Consider the following 20132-nt stretch of genomic DNA (forward strand, 5'->3'; position numbering starts at 1 on the left):
TGCGGCCTGCACCATCTTGGAAAAATCCCGTTTGCATTCGCCCCCGCCCTGGTTGTAGGGAAGAAGCGCCATGCAGAAACCCGTCCCTCCCGGGCAAGAAAAGGCCCGCAATACGTTCACGTTCAGCAATACGCCAAAGCCAGCCCAATGGGGTTTGCTGCTGCTCGCGTCTGCCATTTTCATCTATATCGGTGAACGATTAGGGCTACCGGCTGCCTTTCTTCTCGGCGCGATGCTGGGCGCGATTGCACTTGCTTCGCGCGAAAGTGCGATCAAGGTTCACAAGCATTTCTCGCTGCTGTCGCAGGCTATTGTCGGCCTGCTGATCGCGCGTGCCATGACCGCTGAATTCTTCAGCAACATGGGACAACACCTGCCGATCATCCTGTTTTCGACAGGCTTCACACTGCTCGCCAGCACCACAATCGGCTATCTTCTGGCTCGCTTACGCGTTTTGCCCGGAACAACCGCCGTCTGGGGTGTTTCACCGGGGGCTGCAACTGCAATCGTGCTCATGGCCGAATCCTTCGGATCAGACGCACGGCTCATCGCCTTCATGCAATATTTGCGCGTGGTGCTGGTGGCAACAACCGCTTCGCTTGTGGTGATGTTTACCGCCGATGTCCAAACAGTTGCTCCAGCGGCCGTAGACTGGTTTCCAGCGATCAACTGGCATACGCTCGGCCCAACCCTCGCTTTGATCGTCTGCGGGGCTTATCTCGGCAAAATATCACGCATTCCAACCGGCGCAATGCTCGTACCATTAGCGCTTGGCGCATTGTTACAGGATATTGGTCTGATGACCATCGACCTGCCGCCATGGTTGCTGGCAGGGAGCTATATTTTTATTGGCTGGCGCATAGGCCTTGGCTTTACCCGCCAAATCATCGCACACGCAGCACGCGCTTTTCCGGCAGCCCTCGCCTCAACACTCATTCTGATCGCAGTCTGCGGATTGTTTGGCATGGTCCTCGGCCATGCACTCGGCCTTGATCCCCTCACAGCCTATCTCGCCACCAGCCCCGGCGGGGCCGATACAGTGGCCATTATTGCAGCGTCAAGCCATGTCGATCTGCCATTCATCATCGCCATGCAAACCAGCCGCTTTTTCATCGTACTGCTTGCAGGCCCGGCAATCGCCCGCTTCGTTGCATCGCGCATTGCTAAACGTCAAAAATAAAAAAACCCGGCTTTCGCCGGGCTTTCTCTGATCACAGATGAATCAGGCTTATTTGCCGTGGAAACCACGGATCGCGCCGATGATCTTGTCCTGATCTTCTTCCGAAAGATAAGGATGCATCGGCAGGCTCAAAATGCGCGTAGGCAGCGCCTCCGAAACCGGCAGACCGCCCGGTGCAACCGGATAATGCTTGTAAGCCGTCTGCAGATGCAGCGGCTTCACATAATAGATGACCGACGGAATGCCCGCTGCCTGAAGATGCGCCTTCAGACCATCGCGATTTTCGCTTTCAATCGAATATTGTGCCCAGGCCGAACGATTGCCGGCAGGCAAAGCCGGAACCTTGACCACATCCTTGAGCCGTTCATTGTAGCGCTTGGCAATGCGATCACGCGCTTCCATTTCATCTTCAAGGATCGTCATCTTTTCCAGAAGAATAGCGGCCTGAATCGTATCAAGACGCGAATTGATGCCAATGCGAACATTGTCATACTGTGTTTCGCCCTTGCCGTGGAACAGCACTGAGCGCAGCGTATCGGCCAGTTCAGCATCATTGGTGAACATTGCACCGCCATCGCCATAGCAGCCGAGCGGCTTGGCAGGATAGAAGCTCGTCGCACCGACATGGCCGAAAGCACCACACATGACGTTGTCGCGCTTGCCGCCAATCGACTGCGCCGCATCTTCAATCACGAAGAGGCCTTCGCGCTCAGCAATGACAGTAATGCGGTTGTAGTCAGCCGCAAGACCAAACAGATCAACGGGAATAATTGCCTTGGGCTCAAGGCGACCTTCTTTACGAACGGCTTCAATCGCAGCTTCAAGCTGCTCGACATTCATATTGTAGCTGTCGGCATCGACATCAACGAAAACCGGCTCTGCGCCAACAAGGGCGACAACTTCAGCCGTTGCAGCAAACGTGAACGACGGAACAAAAACCGCATGACCCGGACCGATGCCGCGCGCCATCAAAGGCATCTGAAGCGCATCGGTACCATTGGCGCAGGCGATCACATGTTCCACGCCCAAATATTCACCGAGCTTCTTTTCAAACTCCGCCACTTCAGGGCCGAGAATGTAACGGCCTTCTGCAACAACCTTGGAAACGGCGGCATTAAGACGGTCTTCGATACGCGCGCGTTGCGCCCCAAGATCAATGAACTGCATGTTGGCTCCAATTTATCTGGTTTACTGAGAATGCTCAGCGAATCCACGACAATTCTCTTAGTCCTTCACGCCCCGCCCTGCCATGGGTGGAGCGTTCAAAGTTTTGCTACATCCGTAACACCGCTTGACAGAGATTTCCGTCAAAAGCGTGTTATCAGGAATGATTGACCGATCCTTCGGTCAGAATACGCAAGACGCTGATTGCTTCCTGCCCATCGGTGCGCGGATTTTCGCGCGTTTCGATGCAATGCAGAAAATGCTGCAATTCGCGTGTCAGCGGCATGCCTTCTTCGACCGGGATATAGACCGGATCGACCGATTTGAAAGCCCACTGATCGTTCTCGCGCCATACTTCATGCTTGTAGAATGCAAGCTTGCGATCCCAGGGTTCGGCATCGTCAAAGACCAGCATACCCTTGGTTCCGGTCACGCTCAGACGACGCTCGCGATAGGAGTTCAAACGCGAGGCGAACAAATGTCCGCGAATACCGCTTGGGAACTCAAGATGCACATGCGCAAAATCGCTGATCTTATCAATGACTGCCGTGCCTTCGCCGCGAACAGCGGACGGCTCTTCGCCGGTGATGGCGAGGATCATCGAAAGGTCGTGCGGCGCAAGATCCCATAACGCATCGAACTTATCGTGAAATTTACCAAACCCGACACGGTGAGAATGCACATAGCGAACGTCGCCAATCTCACCGCTTTTCACCATATCGAGCAGCTTTTCGAACGCCGGATGGAAGCGCAGAATATGTCCGACCATGAACACGCAATTATTTTCGCGCGCAGCCGCAACTTCTGCTTCTGCATCAGCGACTTCCAGAGCGATCGGCTTTTCAACCAGAACGTCTTTGCCGTTCGTCACTGCTTTAATTGCATATTGCGCATGAAACTGCGCAGGCAGCGCCAAAACGATGCCATCAATATCGGGACGCGTGAAGAGTTCATCGACCGGAATGTTGGGAACACCGAACTCGGAAGCGAATCGTTCCGCATTCTGTGGATTGGCGTCAGAAACACCCTGAAGGACCCCAAGGCTCTTCAAGGTACGAATATGGTTGCCGCCCCAATAGCCACAACCCAAAACCGCAATACGAGGTGCCATAAACTTAAGCCTTTGCTTTCCGGTAGTTACTTATCTACGCAAAACGTGGAAAACAAGACGAAACCTATGCGAAGAATGCTTGACAGGGTTTCATTCCCCACATATACCGCCGCCATTCCTTGCATGAACACAGTTCAGGAAACGCTGGAGACGGCGCAGAAAACTGTTTTACTGCAATGTGTGGCGGAGTAGCTCAGTAGGTTAGAGCAGAGGAATCATAATCCTTGTGTCGGCGGTTCGAATCCGTCCTCCGCTACCATTAAATTACCCAGTGAAATCAATCACTTAAATTGCTATTTACAATATCCTAAGTCGACTTTTGTGTTGCAATATGTTGCAAATAATTTCCTATATTTTCCAGTAACTTACCCAATATACTGGCCACTCCATGCGACAAGAATCGCGACATAGGGGGCTAGCAATGGGTGAAAAATTAGACCGACGGTTTCAAAGGGAAATTCTAAATTTCTTGCTGGTCGATTATCCGAATCTTACCGATATGGGTGAGCTTTTCAATTCACATGACAATGCCGTTTCAGTTAATGTCCATTACCTCGAAGAGCATGGCCTCCTGAAAGCAGACTGGATGGTAGACGAGGATACCGGCCGCAAGTATCCTGTCGACGGAAAGATTACAGCTCGGGGGCTGGACTTCTTGCAAGACGATGGCGGTTTAGGTGCTGTGCTTGGTGTGATCACAATTAAAATTCATGACGACACGATCAAACAGCTTTTACTATCGAAGGTCGCAGAAGCGGAAGGCGATGAAGGTGTCCGGCAAAAGCTGATGGACAAAATCAAAGGCCTGCCCGCTGCAGGCTTGCAGACCATTGCCACTCGGCTAATTGAAAAAGGCGTTGAGCAACTTCCAATCAGGCTTGCAGATCTTGCAGGATGGCTTGTCTGATCAATTCTTCACCAGCTCGAACACAATCCGGCTAAGTCCGCCCGGCTTTATGGCAACGATCTGAAAACCACGCATGTCGTCTGCCCAGATCAAATCTTTCCGCTTGTCCTTTTCAGCCAGAGGCTATTCAAGCTGGTCTGGCACCGCGACGTTCATTCGCTTTACCTCAAAGAAAAAATGCCTTGCCCGCGCTTCAAGTTTCTTTGATGAAGTAAACTAATTGCTCCTCAAAGCGGTCAATGGAGATGTCCCCTTCGATTAGCCTGACGAATTCTTGCGCTATGTCTTCGGAATCCCATATGATGTCATAACCATTTACGATCATAAACATCACACCTGCCGTCCAGCCAGTACGCTTATTACCTTGTTCGAAAGGATGGTTTTCAGCAAGCGCCAGCATTAAAAGGACAGCAAGACGCAGAATATCATTGTCCTGCGAGTAATGAAAATGGTTGATCGGGCGACCAAGCGCACTTTCAAGGAGTTCAGGCCTCAAAAGCGCGAAATTCTCCCCTGTTTCCCCTACTTCGGCGCGATTGATTTCGATGACTTCGTCTATTGGAAGCCATATAGGTTCATTTAGCAAGTTCGGCCCGTATTTTAGGGAAACGTGCCATCACGTCCTTACGAATCGCAGCAAAGTCCACTGGCTCGCGAGGCGCGCGCGGAGGGAACTGGACACCATCATTCTTAATGATAGGCACTGCGTTGCGAGACATCTTTTTTCTCCTTAGATTATTCATATAATATACCATGATTATTATGGCAATAATTCCAGAGAAATAAGGCAAAAGCGACCCGTAAGCCGCTCTTTTATCGCTGCAAGGCTAAACTCGCCCGCCGCTCATGATCTAACTTGATCAGTCAATCACCGCCATGAACGTCCTTCATCAAGTCAACAAGCTTATTAAACGCCTCATTAATTTTAGCATTTTTTGATCTTCCGGCAGTTAAAGCATCCGAAAATGGTGAGCCTTTTATTTACATGCCGCCGCCTCATACTTGCCACCAGCGAACCACCTCATAGGGATTTGGGAAAACCAACATACACAAAAGATGAGTGACAGCGTTTTCCCAAAAGGCAGAAAAGTAAGCGAAGGACGCGCTATGGCAGGCAAATGAACTGAAAACCTGCCAAGCACGAATAACCAACCAACAAATACCAATACCAGCTTTGTATAAAAGGCGGGTATTTTGCGGACACCATACCCAAATCCGGCAAAAATTATTTAATTATTTCATAGGCTTAATTAATTCTATTAAGGAGTGCCATCCGCTACCAACCATTTTCTGCGGATATTGTCGCCTCGGGCAAACTTTCATCTCAACAAATCAGTCAAACTACGATAACCATCAGCCAAAAGCGTGAGTTGGTGGTATGATTTATCTGAACTTTATTTTCCTCGCTCTTCATTTGATTTCAGTTGTAACTGGCGTGGCCGCTGGCATCCTCTGGATGCGGTCAGCAGGTGTTGACGTTCCCGCTATTAAACCATCGAGAAAGCTGCGAAAGCCCGATGGGACAGTATCTGAAGAATGGGTCAATGAGGTCGCAACGAATCTCGATTCGCATCATAAAGGCTGGGTGAAAGCAACGCAGTATAACAAAGCGGCAGCGACCGCCGCCGCTATTGCCGCCCTTGCGCAGGCCGCTGTTTATGTTCTCAACATCGTACAGAATCTCATGTCACTATAAATAGCCCCTCGAATCTGCGAAGCTTCAAGTCACAGCCAAAGCAACTTAGCGGAGCCGAAATGAAATCACTGATCCTATTCATCACATGGATTTTCGGCCTTGCATGTGGCTTGTCCCTCGCAAGCTGGATGATGGCAAATGAACGCATCGGCGATGCAATCGTGATGCTGTATACATCCAGCATTTTCGCGGTGGTTGCCTTCATCGCCCTCGTCTATCTGGTTCTTCGCCACGAGTGGAAGAATAAGAACCAGCGTTAGGCGCATGACTCAGAATTAGCTTCAGGCAGCCAGCAGCATATGACTTCTCTCATCAATCAGCCTCATCCATCCATCGACAAGGCGTCCATCAAGCAACTGGTGGATACATTTTATGGACGTGCTCGCGAGGACGACGTCATTGGCCCGATCTTCAAGCAAGAAGTCGATGACTGGGACCATCATCTCGAACAAATAGCTGAATTCTGGTCGTCGGTGATTCTAAAAACCGGCAGCTACAGCGGACGCCCCATGCCGCCGCATCTGCGGCTTGGCTTGAAAGGCGATCATTTCGACCGCTGGCTGCAACTGTTCGAACAAACGGTACACGAGATTTTCCCACCCGAAGGCGCCGTGATTTTCATCGATCGCGCACGGCGTATCGCCGATAGTTTCGAAATGGCGATAGCAACCCATAGCGGGAAATTCTCTGCCCCGCGTCACGCGCGTAAACCATTATAAAAACGCCTGCCTCTCATTGAGTGGCAGGCGTTTCATTTTTATGCGGCAGGCTTGGCCTTCTCCACTTGAAGCTGCTGCTTGTGTCGAAGCAACATGCCGTAAAGATCGCGAGGCTCATCAGGATCAGCGAGAAGATCGAGCTGCTCATAGAAACCCGTATCCTTCAGCTTGTCACGAACGTAGCGCAGTGCTGAAAAATCTTCCGTTGCAAAACCGACCGAGTCAAACAACGTGATCTGACGCGCATCCTTGCGGCCTTCGGTCTTGCCGGTGATCACTTCCCACAATTCATTGACGGGATAGTCTTCCGGAAGCTGTTGAATTTCACCTTCGATGCGGGTCTGCGGCGGATATTCAACAAAGATGTCCGAACGGCGCAGAATATCGCCATGCAGTTCAGTCTTGCCGGGGCAGTCGCCACCAACTGCATTGATATGCACACCCGCGCCAACCATGTTGTCGGTCAGGATCGTGGCATTAAGCTTATCGGCAGTGACCGTCGTGATGATGTCCGCACCCTCGACTACTTCTTCAACATCTTTGCAGATCACAATCTCAAAGCCTGCGCCTTCGAGATTGCGTGCGCATTTCTCCGAAGCCGTGCGATCGATATCGTAAAGACGCAGCTTGTCGATTCCGAGAATTGCCTTGAACGCCAGCGCCTGAAATTCGCTCTGCGCGCCATTGCCGATGATTGCCATCGTGCGTGCATTCTTTGGCGCAAGATGTTTGGCCGCAACGGCCGAGGTTGCAGCCGTGCGTAGTGCTGTGAGAATGGTCATTTCGGTCAACAGCATCGGATAACCGCTGCCAACATCTGAGAGAACGCCGAAGGCCGTGACCGTCTGCAAACCATCACGCGTATTCTTCGGATGACCGTTCACATATTTAAAGCCGTAAAGCGTTCCATCGCTTGTTGGCATCAGTTCGATCACGCCTTCATCGGAATGCGAAGCCACGCGTGGCGTCTTGTCAAAACTTTCCCAGCGGCGGAAATCTTCTTCCACATAATCGGCGAGTTCCTTGAGGAAGGTTTCAACACCGACGGAAAGCACCAGCTTCATCATGTGATCAACACTGACAAAAGGCACGATATTGAGGTTCGATTGGGTCATTCTTACTCCTTAACATTCAGCGGCGAACCGTTTGATCTCGCCAGCAAGGAATGCGTTTTCTGAAATCAATAATTGATGGTTGGGCGATCCATGACGCTGCGGCCCAACAGGCTCGCCATCAGATCAACCATCACGGTTGCGGTGCGCCCGCGTTCATCGAGAAACGGGTTCAGCTCCACCAGATCGAGACTTGTCACCAACGCGCTGTCATGCAGCATTTCCATGATGAGATGCGCTTCACGGAAGGTCGCACCGCCCGGAACCGTGGTGCCGACAGCTGGCGCAATCGATGGCTCAAGGAAATCGACATCAAGGCTCACATGCAGAAGGCCATTTTCGTCTTTCACGCGTTCAAGGAAACGGCGCAGCAGCGCTGCCACACCATGCTCATCGATAAGGCGCATGTCATAAACGGCAACTTCGGTCTGTCTGATCGCAGCGCGCTCTGCCGGATCGACGCTGCGAATACCCATCATGCAGACATTGGCCGGATCAATCGGGGCCGCCAATGCCGGGAAGTAGCCTTCAAAACCCTTCTGTCCCGTGTAATAGGCGACCGGCGTGCCATGCAGATTGCCGCTGTCCGTTGTTTCCAGCGTGTGGAAATCCGTATGGGCATCAAGCCACAGCACAAATTGCTTGCGCCCCTTTTCTGCTGCGCGGCGCGCGATGCCGGGAACAGTGCCCGCTGCAAGCAGATGATCGCCGCCGAGAAAAATCGGGAAACCTTCTTCGCTCTCGCGGTAGGCTGCTTCGCTGATGGCTTCAATCCAGGCAACAGCCTGCGGCAAGGCCTTGATCGCAGGATTGGGGTGCGTCAGTGGGCGCAGCGCTGCCGGGGCCAGATTGCCGAGATCGGTAAACGCGTGGCCCAACTCGCGAATTGCATCGGCAATGCCAGCGGCGCGATAACCGTCCGGGCCCATATTGCAGCCCAAACGACCTGTGCCTTCCTGAACCGGCAATCCCAAAATCTTGCAATGCATAAAGTGCTACTCCTGAAAAAAATATCGTCTTAGATTGAGCATTTACGCTTGGCGAAGTGAAGCAACCGGATTGGCAATTTTAATGGTTTGGTTTATCAGAATGTCGGATTGGCTTTTCAAAATGGAGAAAACATGGACAATCTGGATGAAAAGCTCATCACGCTTTTACGTCACAATGGCCGACGCAGCATTTCGGATGTAGCAATCGATCTTGGCGTTTCGCGTGCAACGGTTCGCTCGCGCATGGAACGTCTGGAACAGTCTGGCGACATCATCGGCTATACGGTGATCCTGCGCTCTGATGCGGTTGATCTGCCGGTGCGCGGTATCATGATGATCGAAATCGAAGGCCATGTCGCCGACCGCGTGGTCAAGGCGCTTGGCGGCTTCTCGGAAATTTCAGCCATTCACACCACCAATGGTCGTTTTGATCTGGTGGTGGAATTGGGTGCAGCGACACTAACTGATTTCGATGCCGTGTTACGTCGCATCCGATTGGTGCCGGGCATTAAGGCCAGCGAAACCAACCTACTCTTGGCAACGCCGCGCTCGACGCGGGCACGTTTATAATTAAAAGGTCGGAAAGACTCCGGCCTTTTTTATTTTATGGCTAAGTGTCTGAATCAAAAAACGGCAGGCCGTGGCGAAAATGGTGATTTTCGAGTAACGAAGCGGAGTGTACTTTTGGGTACATGAGCATCGGAACGCAGACAAATTGCCATTTGCAGACCGGCATGGTGGCTTTTAGAACAGACACTAAGCGAGAACCGGATAATCCGTGTACCCCTTGGCACCGCCGCCATACATATGCTGCTGATCCAGCTCATTGAGCGGGGCATTTTCCTTAAAACGGCGAACCAGATCAGGGTTGGAGATGAACGGCTTACCAAAAGCAACCACATCGGCACGGCCGCTTTCGATCTCCTGTTCCGCCAGCGCGCGATCATAGCCATTATTAACCATCCAGGCAGCCTTACCACCCGCATCGCGATACACCTGCTTGAGACGCGCATAATCGAATGGCTGCGGACCCTGCTGAAAATCGCGTGGACCGCCGGTCGCACCTTCGATGATGTGAATATAGGCAAGACCATAAGCGGCAAGCTTTTCGAGCACATAATCAAACAGCGGCTGCGGATCGGGATCCGATGCGTCATTGGCAGGCGTGACCGGCGAAAGACGAATGCCCACCTTGCCCGGCGCAACCGACTTGGTAATTGCATCCACCACTTCAAACAGGAAGCGCGCGCGGTTTTCGATGGAGCCGCCATATTCATCGGTGCGGTGATTGCTGCCTGAACGCAGGAACTGATCAATCAGATAGCCGTTTGCCGCGTGAATTTCGACACCGTCAAAACCAGCCACTTCGACAGCATCCTTTGCAGCCTTGGCATAGGTGGCAACGATTTCTGGAAGCTCGCTCTTTTCAAGCGCACGCGGCTCAGACGTTGGCGCAAATTCGCCGGTGCCGTCTGGATGCACGAGATAGGTCTTAGACTTCGCGGTAATGGCTGAAGGCGCCACCGGCTTGCCGCCATTTGGCTGCAGGCTGTTGTGCGAAATACGCCCCACATGCCACATCTGCACAACAATCTTACCGCCTGCACTGTGAACCGCATCGGTCACGCGCTTCCAGCCTGCAAGCTGCTCGTCTGAGTAAAGGCCCGGCACATCGGCATAGCCCTGCCCCTGATGGCTGATCGGCGTCGCTTCGGTGATGATGAGACCGGCACTTGCGCGCTGTTCATAATAGGTGACGTTGAGGTCGTTTGGCACAGCACGCGGCGAGCGATTGCGCGTCAGCGGTGCCATAACGATACGATTGGCAAGCTTGAGATCGCCGATTGTGACTGGATCGAACAATGTGGCCATAGATGCATTCCTTCAAATGGGAAAGATTGGGCAAATGGGAAAGATTGGGCTAAAGATCGGATAGCGATTTGAGCAAGGCGGCAATCGCCTCCTCATCGCGCTTATAGAAGGTCCATTGGCCAACGCGGTGGGGCGTAATCAGCCCCGCTTTCGTCAGCACGGACAAATGCGCAGAAACGGTGGACTGGGAAAGGCCACACCGCTCGAACTGACCGGCGCACACACCCATCTCCAGGGGCATGTGCTGTGCGGAGAAATGCTTCTCCGGTTGCTTGAGCCAGCTCAAAATGTCGAGACGAACGGGATGGCCAAGTGCCTTGAGTATCTCGTCCAACGGCATAGCCAATGAATGAGACTGTGCTACAGATTGAATGTCCGACATCATGGTCACCTCGCTGATCTTCGTTCATATCGCCATTTAACGATATATGTATCGCGTAAATCCGATTTAAAAAGGGGTGAGATCTTCACATACGCGTGAATGGCAATAATCGCAGCTTTCCTGTGGACCACCGTCACGGCCTTGATTGCGTCAAACGCGCATACGACTATGTTCGCTGTAAATTTTGAGATTGGAATGAATATGGCCAACGATATTAAGCGCATTGCCGGGATTATAGCGCTCGAGATCAATGCAAAGCCCGAACAGGCAATCGCCGCCATTGGTCTTCTTGACGAAGGCTCGACCGTGCCATTCGTCGCCCGTTATCGCAAGGAAGTCACCGGGGGGCTTGATGACACGCAGCTGCGCCAGCTTTCGGAGCGCCTCGCCTACTTGCGCGAACTCGAAGCACGCCGCAACTCCATTCTCGAATCAATCCGTGGCCAGAACAAGCTCACACCAGAGCTTGAACTGAAAATCGCTGGCGTTCAGACCAAGGCCGAGCTTGAAGACCTTTATCTTCCCTATAAGCCCAAGCGCCGCACCAAAGCAGAAATTGCCCGCGAACGCGGTCTTGGACCGCTTGCCGAAGCAATCCTCACCGACCGCAGGCTAGTTCCCATAGAAATTGCTGCGCAATATGTCACCGGAGACGTTGCCGACGTGAAGGCCGCTCTTGATGGCGCACGCGACATCATCGCCGAAGGCTTTGCTGAAAATGCCGAACTGATCGGCAATCTGCGCAACTATCTTAAAGAGCGCGCTGTGCTGCGCTCCCGCGTTGTCGATGGCAAACAGGAAGCTGGCGCAAAATTCTCGGATTATTTCGATCATTCCGAACGCTGGGCCAATGTTGCAGGCCATCGCGCTCTGGCCATGCTGCGTGGTCGCAATGAGGATTTTCTGTCACTCGACATTGAAATCGACGCCGACGACACTTCGCCTGTCAAACCGGTCGAACGCAAAATTGCCGCCGCCTATAATATCGGTGCAACGCTCCCCGGTGATCGCTGGCTGATGGAAGTCGCCGGCTGGGCATGGCGCGTCAAACTCTCGCTGTCCCTTTCACTCGACCTCATGCGCGAATTGCGTGAACGCGCCGAGGAAGAAGCAATCAACGTCTTCGCCCGCAACTTGAAAGACCTGTTGCTCGCAGCGCCTGCCGGTTCTCGCGCCACCATGGGGCTTGATCCGGGCATCCGCACGGGCGTCAAAGTCGCAATCGTTGACGGCACTGGCAAACTGCTCGACACAACAACGGTCTATCCGTTTCCGCCAAAGAACGATGTGCGTGGCACCCAGGCCGAACTTGCAAGCCTGATCCGTAAACATAACATCGAGCTGATTGCGATTGGCAACGGCACAGGCAGCCGTGAGACCGAACGGCTTGTCGTGGATATGCTCAACGACCTGCCAGCGCCAAAGCCGCTTAAAGTCATCGTGTCAGAAGCAGGCGCATCGGTCTATTCGGCATCAGAAGCCGCAGCGAACGAATTCCCGCAGCTTGATGTGTCGCTGCGCGGTGCCGTCTCCATCGCCCGCCGCTTGCAGGATCCGCTGGCGGAGCTCGTCAAGATCGAACCGAAATCCATCGGCGTTGGCCAGTATCAGCATGATGTGGACCAATCCCGTCTGGCGCGTTCGCTTGATGCCGTGGTCGAAGATGCGGTGAATGCGGTTGGTGTTGATCTCAACACAGCTTCTGCCTCGCTGCTGGCACGCGTATCCGGTCTGGGAAAGTCTCTCGCCGAAGCAATTGTTGCGCATCGCGATGCAATGGGCGCCTTCAAGAACCGCAAGGAACTTCTGAAAGTCACCCGCCTCGGCAATCGCGCTTTTGAACAATGCGCAGGCTTCCTGCGTATTGCGAACGGCACCGAGCCGCTTGACGCCTCCTCCGTTCACCCGGAAGCCTATGGCGTTGCCAAGAAAATCGTTGCCTCCTGCGGTCGCGATGTGCGCAGCCTCATGGGCGACAGTGCGGCGCTCAAAGCGCTCGACCCGCGTGTCTTTGTCGATGAGCGTTTTGGTCTGCCAACTGTGCGCGACATCATTGCCGAGCTTGACAAGCCGGGCCGCGATCCGCGGCCTGAATTCAAGACCGCGACGTTCGCCGACGGCATTGATGATATCAAGGACCTGAAACCCGGCATGATGCTCGAAGGCACCGTCACAAACGTTGCGGCCTTTGGTGCCTTCGTCGATATCGGTGTGCATCAGGACGGACTTGTCCATGTTTCACAACTCGCCGACCGCTTCGTCAAAGACCCGCATGAAGTGGTCAAGGCTGGCGATGTGGTGAAGGTGCGCGTGACGGAAGTGGATGTGCCACGCAAACGCATCGGCCTCACGATGCGCAAGGACGGTGGCGAAGCTCCCGCCCCACGCAACAATGCACAGCGCGACACAAAACCTGCACCCAAGCAAAACTTCACCCCGCGCAAACAGGAACAGCCATCAACCGGCGGTTTCGGTGCAGCCCTTCTGGAAGCGATGAAGAAGAAATAGGCTAAATCTTGTTGCCGATTGGAAAGCCGGTTGAGACTTTTCTCACCGGCATTTCATCGGTGGGAATAATCCAGCCACCGCGAATGGCGATGCGAACTTCATCGCCTTCTTCCAGCCGTATCGGATCGCGCACTTCAAAATGCAGATGAATATCCGGCTTGGTGAGCGGATGCGCCTCAATGCGTGAACCGCCACCGCGATAGACGGAACGTTTGACACGCACCCGAATGCCGCCGGTTTCAGTCAATGCCAGATCTTCTGCACGAACGCAGAGTTTCGCATTGGCTCGCGGCATTTCGATGCCGGAACAACGCACCTCTGCACAGCTTCCCAGCACCAGCGCCTCGCAATGTCCCGCTTGCGCAAAGGACACCACCTCCGCAGGCAGAACCATGCCATGCGCGATGAAGGACGCGACCATTTCGCTGGCCGGTTCCTCGTAAAGCTTGCGCGGCGTATCGAACTGCTGAAGCTTGCCGTGATCAAGCACCGCAATCCGGTCCGCAAGCGCCATGGCCTCGGCCTGATCATGGGTGATGTAGATAATGGTCGTGCCGGTGCGCTTGTGAAAAGCTGCAAACTCATCTTCCATCGAAGCACGCAAATGCACATCGAGATTGGCAAGCGGTTCATCAAACAACACCAGCGAAGGGGCTGCTACCAGACAACGGGCCAAAGCCACGCGCTGCCGCTGACCACCCGAAAGATTGGCCGGACGGCGGTCGCCGAAACCATCCAGATCGACCAGAGCCAAAGCTTCCGTGATGCGACGCTCACGTTCTGCCTTCGGCACTTTCGCGACTTTAAGGCTATAGCCGACATTCTCGGCAACCGTCATATGCGGCCAGAGCGCATAATTCTGGAAGACGATACCGACCTGCCGCTTTTCCGGTGGCACGCTGCCATCAACATGGGAAACGCGGCTGTCACCAATGTGGATTTCACCACCGTCAACATCTTCAAAACCTGCAATCATCCGCAGAAGCGTGGTCTTGCCGCAGCCGGATGGTCCGAGAATGGCAACAAATTCGCCGTCCTTCACATCAAGCGACACTTCAGATAGAGCCTGAAACTCGTTGAAGACTTTGGAAACAGAAGCAATTTTCAGTCGCGCCATGGCAGCACCCCGTTTGGAAGACGCCGCGCAAACAGATTTGTTGTAAGCATCAGCATGAATGTCACCGCAACGGCCAGAATGGATATGGCAGCCGCATAGGCGGAATCGCCCGCCTGTTCAAAAGAAAACATCACCACACCCAGCGTTTCCGATCCCGACGCCCAGAGAAGCGCCGACACCGTCAACTCACAGAATGCGGTCATGAAAATGAGCACGCCGCCTGCAAGCGTCGCTGGTGCGACCAGAGGAAATATAATGGTCCTGAGCCGATAGAAAAGGCCAGCGCCTGCAATTCGCGCGGCTTCTTCCAGCGCACGGTCAATCTGATGCAGACCAGCAACCGTTGGCCGCAGCGCCAGCACGAAGAAGCGTGCGAGATAAGCAAACAGGATGATCCAGAGCGTATTGTAGAGGCTGACACCAACCACCGGAAGCGGTTTCAGAAACAGGAGCAGGCAAGCAATCGCCAGCACGACGCCCGGCAACGCATAGGGCATCTCGGCTGCAAAATTAAGGATCGGCGTCCAGCGCCGTTTGCGCCATGCCAACATATAAGCAAGCGGAACCGCAATCAGCACGGCAAAACCCGCCGTCACCACCGACAAAAGAATGCTGTTGCCAAAAGCGCGGGCTGAACCGCTGTGTTCAAGCATGACAAAGCGGAAATTTTCAAGCGTGGCCGTCGCAAATGTCAGCGGCACGCCATAGGCCGGAACCAGTGCTGAAAGTGTTAGACCAATCAACGGCAGAAACAGCACGATCACGATCAACAGCCATGCAGCCATTTCCGCCCAAACACGCCATGCGCCGAGCGCAAAAGGGGCCGCTGGAAGCGACGTTGAAACAATGCGGAAATCACGACGACGCGAGGCATAATCCTGCGCGGCAATGCCTGCCATGGCAATCAGACCAATCAGCACCGAAAGCACTGCAACACTGGAGAGAACAGCCGGCCCACCGCCCGCAAGACGCTGATAAATCAGCGTTGGCAGAACGAGATAATTCGATGGAATTCCCAGGAAAGCCGGGATGCCGAAATTGCCGACACACGACACGAAAGCCAATGCCGCAGCACCGATAATTGATGGCGTCATCAGCGGCAGGATAATGGTGCGCAGAACGGTCCATTTGCTTCCACCGGCACTCAGACCTGCTTCGACCAGCTCGCGCGGGAGTTTGCGCAAACCCGCCCGCACAATCAGAAAGACCAGCGGTCCATATTGCACACCGAGCAGAAAAATAATGCCCCATACGGAATAAAGCGGATTACGGCTTCCCAGCGGCGGCGCCATGCCGATAATCTTGAGGAACTGGCTTGAAGGCCCGAAAAGCTGGAGCCAGGCCAGCGCTGTTACCTGCGGGGCAATCAGCAGCGGAGTAACGTAAAAAAGCACAAAGACATTGCGCCCGCGCATATCCGTAAGGCCGACGAGCAACGCCGCCACAATGCCAAACACCAACGCCAGCAGCGTGCCGCCAATACCGATTTGAAGGGAATGCCATGTGGCAACCCATGTCGAACGGTGGCTGAGTGTTTCAGAAAGAACGGATGTCGAAAACTGCCCTTGCGGCGCAACAAGCTCAACGAGCAGACGCATAATGGGCAGAAGCGACAGCACCGCAACAATCAGCGTTACACCAACAATCAGGGCCGCATCACGGCCCTGAATATCTCGAAACATGCGCATTTCGTTTTATCCGCCAAACAGCTCGGAAAACTGCTTCTTGTCGCCATCCGTCTGATCGAGAACCTTCTGGGTGTCGATAGACATGATGTTGATCTTGGTGCCTTCCGGCAACCATGCAGGGCGACCGACACCTTCCTTGGCAGGCAGATAGCCCTGCTCAAGTGCCAGCTTCTGGCCATCATCCGACAGGATGAAATCAACGAACTTCTTGGCACCATCAACGTTCTTGGTGGTCGCCATGATCGCAACGGGTTCAGTCACGGCAGGCACACCTTCCGACGGGAAGACGAACTCAATCGGTGAGCCTTTGGCCTTGGCATTGAGCGCCATGAAGTCAACCAGAATACCGTATGGCTTTTCGCCACTCGCAACAGATTTCAGCACGGCGCCATTGCCCTTGACGCTGGCCAGTTCATTGGTCTTGAGGTTCTTGAAATAATCCCAGCCAAGATCCTTGTTGAGCGCGAAACCGCTTAAGAGATAGGCCGCAGCACCCGAATAAAGCGGGTTCGGCATCACAACCTGACCCTTATACTCGGCCTTGGTAAGATCGGACCAATGCTCCGGCTTCTCAGCCGCGCCCGTGTTATAAGCAATCCCAGTGGTGATCAGCTTGGAGCCGAAATAGGTCTTGTCAGCGTCATAGCTGTCCGCAGAAAAACCATCGACTTTGGCGTCCGTGTAAGGCAGCAGACGCTTGTCCTTCTTGAGACCTTCCATTGTCACCGCATCAGCGATCAGCAGAACGTCAGGCTGTGGCGCACCAGCCGAAAACTCGGCGGCAAGCTTGGTGAGGAGTTCGCTCGTTCCCGAACGGAAAATCTGAACATCCGTATCGGGGTTCGCCTTGCGGAAAGCTTCAACCGTCTTGGCCGCATCGGCTTCCGGCTGCGACGTGTAAAGCGTCAGCGTGTCGGCCTGTGCGACGGCCATGGACAGAGCAAGAAGAGCTGGAATGGCCGTTGCCCGCTTCAACATCTTGGTCATTGAGATTGCTCCTCGAATTTCTGTGTGATTTTCAGCAGCATGGGCTGCCGCTCCGGCGTGATTACGCTGCATACGAGCTGAAATGGCGCAGATACTGTCATATCGAGAAGCGCGATCATTCCTGTTCATGACTCACCTGTCAAACAAATCTCTAAAACATCTGCCGGAAAATCGGAAATGATTTCAAAAAGCAAAATGCCCTCCAGCAGATTTATGATCCGCAGAAGGGCATTGATCAAATGACCCATATAACCTTCCGCATCCCTCCAACTCGGAGGCGATGCGGATGCCATAAAGGTCTTAGACTTCAATTATATGACAATGTGAATCAGATTCAGATAATTATCTCAGCAGCATGCGCCACCTGTGCGCCTGCTTCATAATAAGCTTCGCGCAAACCACGGAAGCTCTGCTCTTTCGGATCGCTGACCGGCAGAGGAAGACCGGCCTCACCGATCTCGCCTGAAACAAGCTGCGCGAGACATTTGCCAAAAACCGTACCCGGCGCAATGCCACGCCCATTATAGCCGGAGAATCCCACGACATTGCGCGCAAGCCGATGAAACTTCGGCAGGCTGTCATTGGTCATGCCGATCTTGCCATACCATTCGGCTTCAAACTCAACGTTGCCAATTTGCGGGAAGAGACGTTTCAGCGACTTCTTCGCCCATGCCTTGTGCACACTCGCACCCGTGTTGCGCAGCGCACCAACACTGCCAAACACCAGACGGCCCTGTTGGTCAAAGCGGAAAGAGGACAGGACTTCCTTTGTGTCCCATACGCCCTGACGTTCCGGCAGAATGCTTTTCTTCAAATTGTCTGAAAGCGGCTTTGTCGCCATGTTAAAATAGGGCAGATGCACAAGCTCGGCGCGCACTTCTGCCCATGGCGCATTGGTATAGGCATTGGTTGCAACCACCACCCAATCAGCTGTAACCGTGCCGGAAGCAGTCTTCACCACCCATTTGCCGTTCTGCTCACTGGCACCTGTCACAAGGCTTTGCGTAAAAATCTGCGCACCCGCAGCAGTGGCTGCATGGGCCAGCCCGCGTACATAGGCAAGCGGCTGAATGGTGCCCGCACGCAGGTCCAGCAGCGACCCCGCATAGGCTTGGGTACCAACCTTTAATTCCGTTTCCTTCTCATCAAGCAGCTTCACATTGGCACCGCGCCGCGCCCATTGCTCGTAGCGATCTTCAAGTTCCTTGAAACCTTTTTGACCGACAGCGCAATGAAGCGTGCCCTGCTTTTCAACTTCGCAGGCAATCTCGTGTTTTTCGATGATTTCAAAAACCAGCTTGGGCGCATTGCCGAGCACCTCAAGCAAACGGTCGCCATATTTTTCGCCCAGCACGCCCGGCAAGTCATCCGGCATAACCCACATGCCGGCATTAACCAGACCAACATTGCGGCCCGAACCGCCATAGCCGATCTCAATGCCTTCCAGCACGATTGCCTTTGTGCCTTTCTCGGCCAGATGCAACGCGGTCGAAAGCCCGGTAAATCCGCCGCCAACAATCACCACGTCGGCAGTCAGATCGCCCCTAAGTGCCGTGGTTTTCGGTGCAGCCGGTGCGGTCTTTTCCCAAAGGCCATGAGAGCGCGGATCATTAAGCATGGAGAGACAACCATTTCATATAACGAAAAACAAACGGCTTTTACCGTCCCAACTATTTCACGCGCCGGAAGTCTCAAGAACAGCAATATTTCTGCAACAATTCATGCCGGTTGGGAATGAACTACCCCAAAGCAATTGGGTTGCTCACCTGCCCCCCAATCCACTGGCAGAAAACCTGTGTCAGCGGATTTTCGAGTTTGCCTTCCGGGACAACGAGATAGTAATCATTTTCGGTCCGCATCGGCTGCTCGAAAAGCATGACCAGTTCGCCATTACGCAATTCCTGCTCGATCAGATAAAGCGGCAACAGCGCAAAGCCTAGACCTGCAAGTGCCGCCCCAATCACCATCGAAAACTGATCGAAACGGTGGCCACGATAAGCGGACTTGCCTTCAACGCCACAACTTTCAAACCATTGCGCCCACATTTTGGGCCGCGTTGCGAGATGCAGCAGCGGCTCATCTTCCAACTCTTCCGGCGTTGCCGGATGCCGTGCTTTAAGAAGACTCGGACTTGCCACAGGCACAATCACCTCTGAGCAGAGAAAAGTGCAGGTCGCATGTGCCCAGACCGGCTGACCATAATGGATAGCCAGATCAAACGGCTGTTCTTCAAAGTCGAAAACACCAGAGCGTGAAGCCACATTGATGGCAATGCCGGGATGTTTTTCGACGAAATCCGGAATACGCGGCATCAGCCAGCGTGTGCCAAAAGTTGGCAAAGTCGCTATGCTGAACGAGGATGTCGACTGTGCTGACGCCATGGCGCGCAGCATCGTGTCTTCCGTCTGGTTGAGCAGCCGCCGCACTTCCGGCAGAAATTTTCGTCCTGCATCCGAGAGAAGAATACGCTGGCGAATGCGCTCAAACAGCAGCACACCCAGCTGACTTTCAAGATCCTTGATCTGGCGGCTGACGGCACTTTGCGTGAGATTGAGTTCATGTGCGGCTTGCGTAAAACTCCCGTGACGGGCTGCACACTCAAAGGCTTGCAGCGTGGCAATATCAGGGATCAGTCTCCTGCTCAGCTTCATTCCAATCTCGCATTAACATAGTTGCTTTCGTCGCGATCATAACCCCAAA

19 protein-coding genes and 1 tRNA gene are annotated in these 20132 nt (G+C 53.7%); 8 read left to right on the forward strand and 12 right to left on the reverse strand.

Translation table 11 applies throughout. The features are described from left to right. The first annotated feature begins 70 nt into the window (after nt 1–70). A complete protein-coding gene (locus ABE530_RS06485; RefSeq protein ID WP_499693997.1) occupies nt 71–1180 on the forward strand; it encodes an AbrB family transcriptional regulator in 1110 nt (369 codons plus the stop codon). 48 nt (nt 1181–1228) lie between these two features. Here ABE530_RS06485 and ABE530_RS06490 read toward each other — a convergent pair whose 3' ends face one another. Then, nucleotides 1229–2347, reverse strand: coding sequence for a DegT/DnrJ/EryC1/StrS family aminotransferase (locus ABE530_RS06490; protein WP_499693998.1), 1119 nt, complete (start codon nt 2345–2347; stop codon nt 1229–1231). A gap of 154 nt (nt 2348–2501) precedes the next feature. Next, nucleotides 2502–3455, reverse strand: a complete 954-nt coding sequence (locus ABE530_RS06495) for a Gfo/Idh/MocA family protein (RefSeq protein ID WP_499693999.1) — start codon at nt 3453–3455, stop codon at nt 2502–2504. A gap of 182 nt (nt 3456–3637) precedes the next feature. Here ABE530_RS06495 and ABE530_RS06500 point away from each other — a divergent pair. Together ABE530_RS06500 and ABE530_RS06505 are read left to right on the forward strand one after the other, a co-directional pair. Further along, a tRNA-Met gene (locus tag ABE530_RS06500) sits at nt 3638–3714 on the forward strand. Between the two features lie 162 nt (nt 3715–3876). Next, nucleotides 3877–4362, forward strand: coding sequence for a hypothetical protein (locus ABE530_RS06505; protein WP_499694000.1), 486 nt, complete (start codon nt 3877–3879; stop codon nt 4360–4362). 193 nt (nt 4363–4555) lie between these two features. Here the strand turns inward: ABE530_RS06505 and ABE530_RS06510 are convergent, their stop codons facing one another. Next, entirely contained in the window at nt 4556–4948 is a 393-nt protein-coding gene (locus ABE530_RS06510) for a type II toxin-antitoxin system death-on-curing family toxin (RefSeq protein ID WP_499694001.1), read from the reverse strand. Between the two features lie 792 nt (nt 4949–5740). Between ABE530_RS06510 and ABE530_RS06515 the strand changes: the two genes are divergently transcribed. Genes ABE530_RS06515 through ABE530_RS06525 form a run of 3 tightly spaced genes read left to right on the forward strand, consistent with a single transcriptional unit; the run spans nt 5741 to nt 6777 of the window. Then, entirely contained in the window at nt 5741–6058 is a 318-nt protein-coding gene (locus ABE530_RS06515; RefSeq protein WP_499694002.1) for a hypothetical protein, read from the forward strand. Between the two features lie 59 nt (nt 6059–6117). Next, nucleotides 6118–6318, forward strand: coding sequence for a hypothetical protein (locus ABE530_RS06520; protein WP_265985634.1), 201 nt, complete (start codon nt 6118–6120; stop codon nt 6316–6318). Nucleotides 6319–6357: 39 nt separating this feature from the next. Continuing rightward, on the forward strand, nt 6358–6777 hold the full coding sequence (locus tag ABE530_RS06525; protein WP_499694003.1) for a group III truncated hemoglobin: 420 nt from the start codon (nt 6358–6360) through the stop codon (nt 6775–6777). 38 nt (nt 6778–6815) lie between these two features. Here the strand turns inward: ABE530_RS06525 and ocd are convergent, their stop codons facing one another. Then, nucleotides 6816–7892: an ornithine cyclodeaminase gene (gene ocd / locus ABE530_RS06530; protein ID WP_265985636.1), complete on the reverse strand. Its 1077-nt coding sequence runs from the start codon at nt 7890–7892 to the stop codon at nt 6816–6818. A gap of 65 nt (nt 7893–7957) precedes the next feature. Then, complete coding sequence (gene rocF / locus ABE530_RS06535) at nt 7958–8878, reverse strand: arginase (protein WP_265985637.1); 921 nt, start codon at nt 8876–8878, stop codon at nt 7958–7960. A 132-nt stretch (nt 8879–9010) separates the two neighbouring features. On the opposite strand from rocF, the gene ABE530_RS06540 reads away from it, so the two are divergent. Continuing rightward, entirely contained in the window at nt 9011–9448 is a 438-nt protein-coding gene (locus ABE530_RS06540) for an Lrp/AsnC family transcriptional regulator (protein ID WP_499694004.1), read from the forward strand. A gap of 186 nt (nt 9449–9634) precedes the next feature. Here ABE530_RS06540 and ABE530_RS06545 read toward each other — a convergent pair whose 3' ends face one another. Together ABE530_RS06545 and ABE530_RS06550 are read right to left on the reverse strand one after the other, a co-directional pair. Next, on the reverse strand, nt 9635–10750 hold the full coding sequence (locus tag ABE530_RS06545; protein ID WP_265985638.1) for an alkene reductase: 1116 nt from the start codon (nt 10748–10750) through the stop codon (nt 9635–9637). A 49-nt stretch (nt 10751–10799) separates the two neighbouring features. Next, nucleotides 10800–11090, reverse strand: coding sequence for an ArsR/SmtB family transcription factor (locus ABE530_RS06550; protein ID WP_007876169.1), 291 nt, complete (start codon nt 11088–11090; stop codon nt 10800–10802). Between the two features lie 243 nt (nt 11091–11333). Here ABE530_RS06550 and ABE530_RS06555 point away from each other — a divergent pair, with 243 nt between their 5' ends. After that, entirely contained in the window at nt 11334–13640 is a 2307-nt protein-coding gene (locus tag ABE530_RS06555; protein WP_499694005.1) for a Tex family protein, read from the forward strand. Between the two features lies 1 nt (nt 13641). On the opposite strand, the gene ABE530_RS06560 is transcribed toward ABE530_RS06555, so the two are convergent. The 5 genes from ABE530_RS06560 to ABE530_RS06580 form a co-directional block, all read right to left on the reverse strand. After that, entirely contained in the window at nt 13642–14757 is a 1116-nt protein-coding gene (locus ABE530_RS06560) for an ABC transporter ATP-binding protein (RefSeq protein ID WP_499694006.1), read from the reverse strand. Continuing rightward, complete coding sequence (locus tag ABE530_RS06565) at nt 14745–16445, reverse strand: ABC transporter permease (RefSeq protein WP_499694007.1); 1701 nt, start codon at nt 16443–16445, stop codon at nt 14745–14747. Before ABE530_RS06565 ends, ABE530_RS06560 begins: the two co-directional genes overlap by 13 nt. Nucleotides 16446–16451: 6 nt before the next feature. Continuing rightward, nucleotides 16452–17432, reverse strand: coding sequence for an ABC transporter substrate-binding protein (locus ABE530_RS06570; RefSeq protein WP_499694008.1), 981 nt, complete (start codon nt 17430–17432; stop codon nt 16452–16454). Between the two features lie 334 nt (nt 17433–17766). Further along, the gene (locus ABE530_RS06575) at nt 17767–19050 is read right to left on the reverse strand and encodes an NAD(P)/FAD-dependent oxidoreductase (protein ID WP_499694009.1); all 1284 of its coding nucleotides are present in this window, start codon (nt 19048–19050) and stop codon (nt 17767–17769) included. Nucleotides 19051–19171: 121 nt separating this feature from the next. Beyond that, nucleotides 19172–20083 carry a LysR family transcriptional regulator gene (locus ABE530_RS06580; protein ID WP_323054556.1) on the reverse strand — a complete coding sequence of 304 codons (912 nt, stop codon included), beginning with the start codon at nt 20081–20083 and terminating at the stop codon, nt 19172–19174. Nucleotides 20084–20132 lie beyond the last annotated feature (49 nt).

It is taken from the genome of Brucella sp. TWI559, from assembly GCF_039674265.1.
GTDB lineage: Bacteria > Pseudomonadota > Alphaproteobacteria > Rhizobiales > Rhizobiaceae > Brucella > Brucella chromiisoli.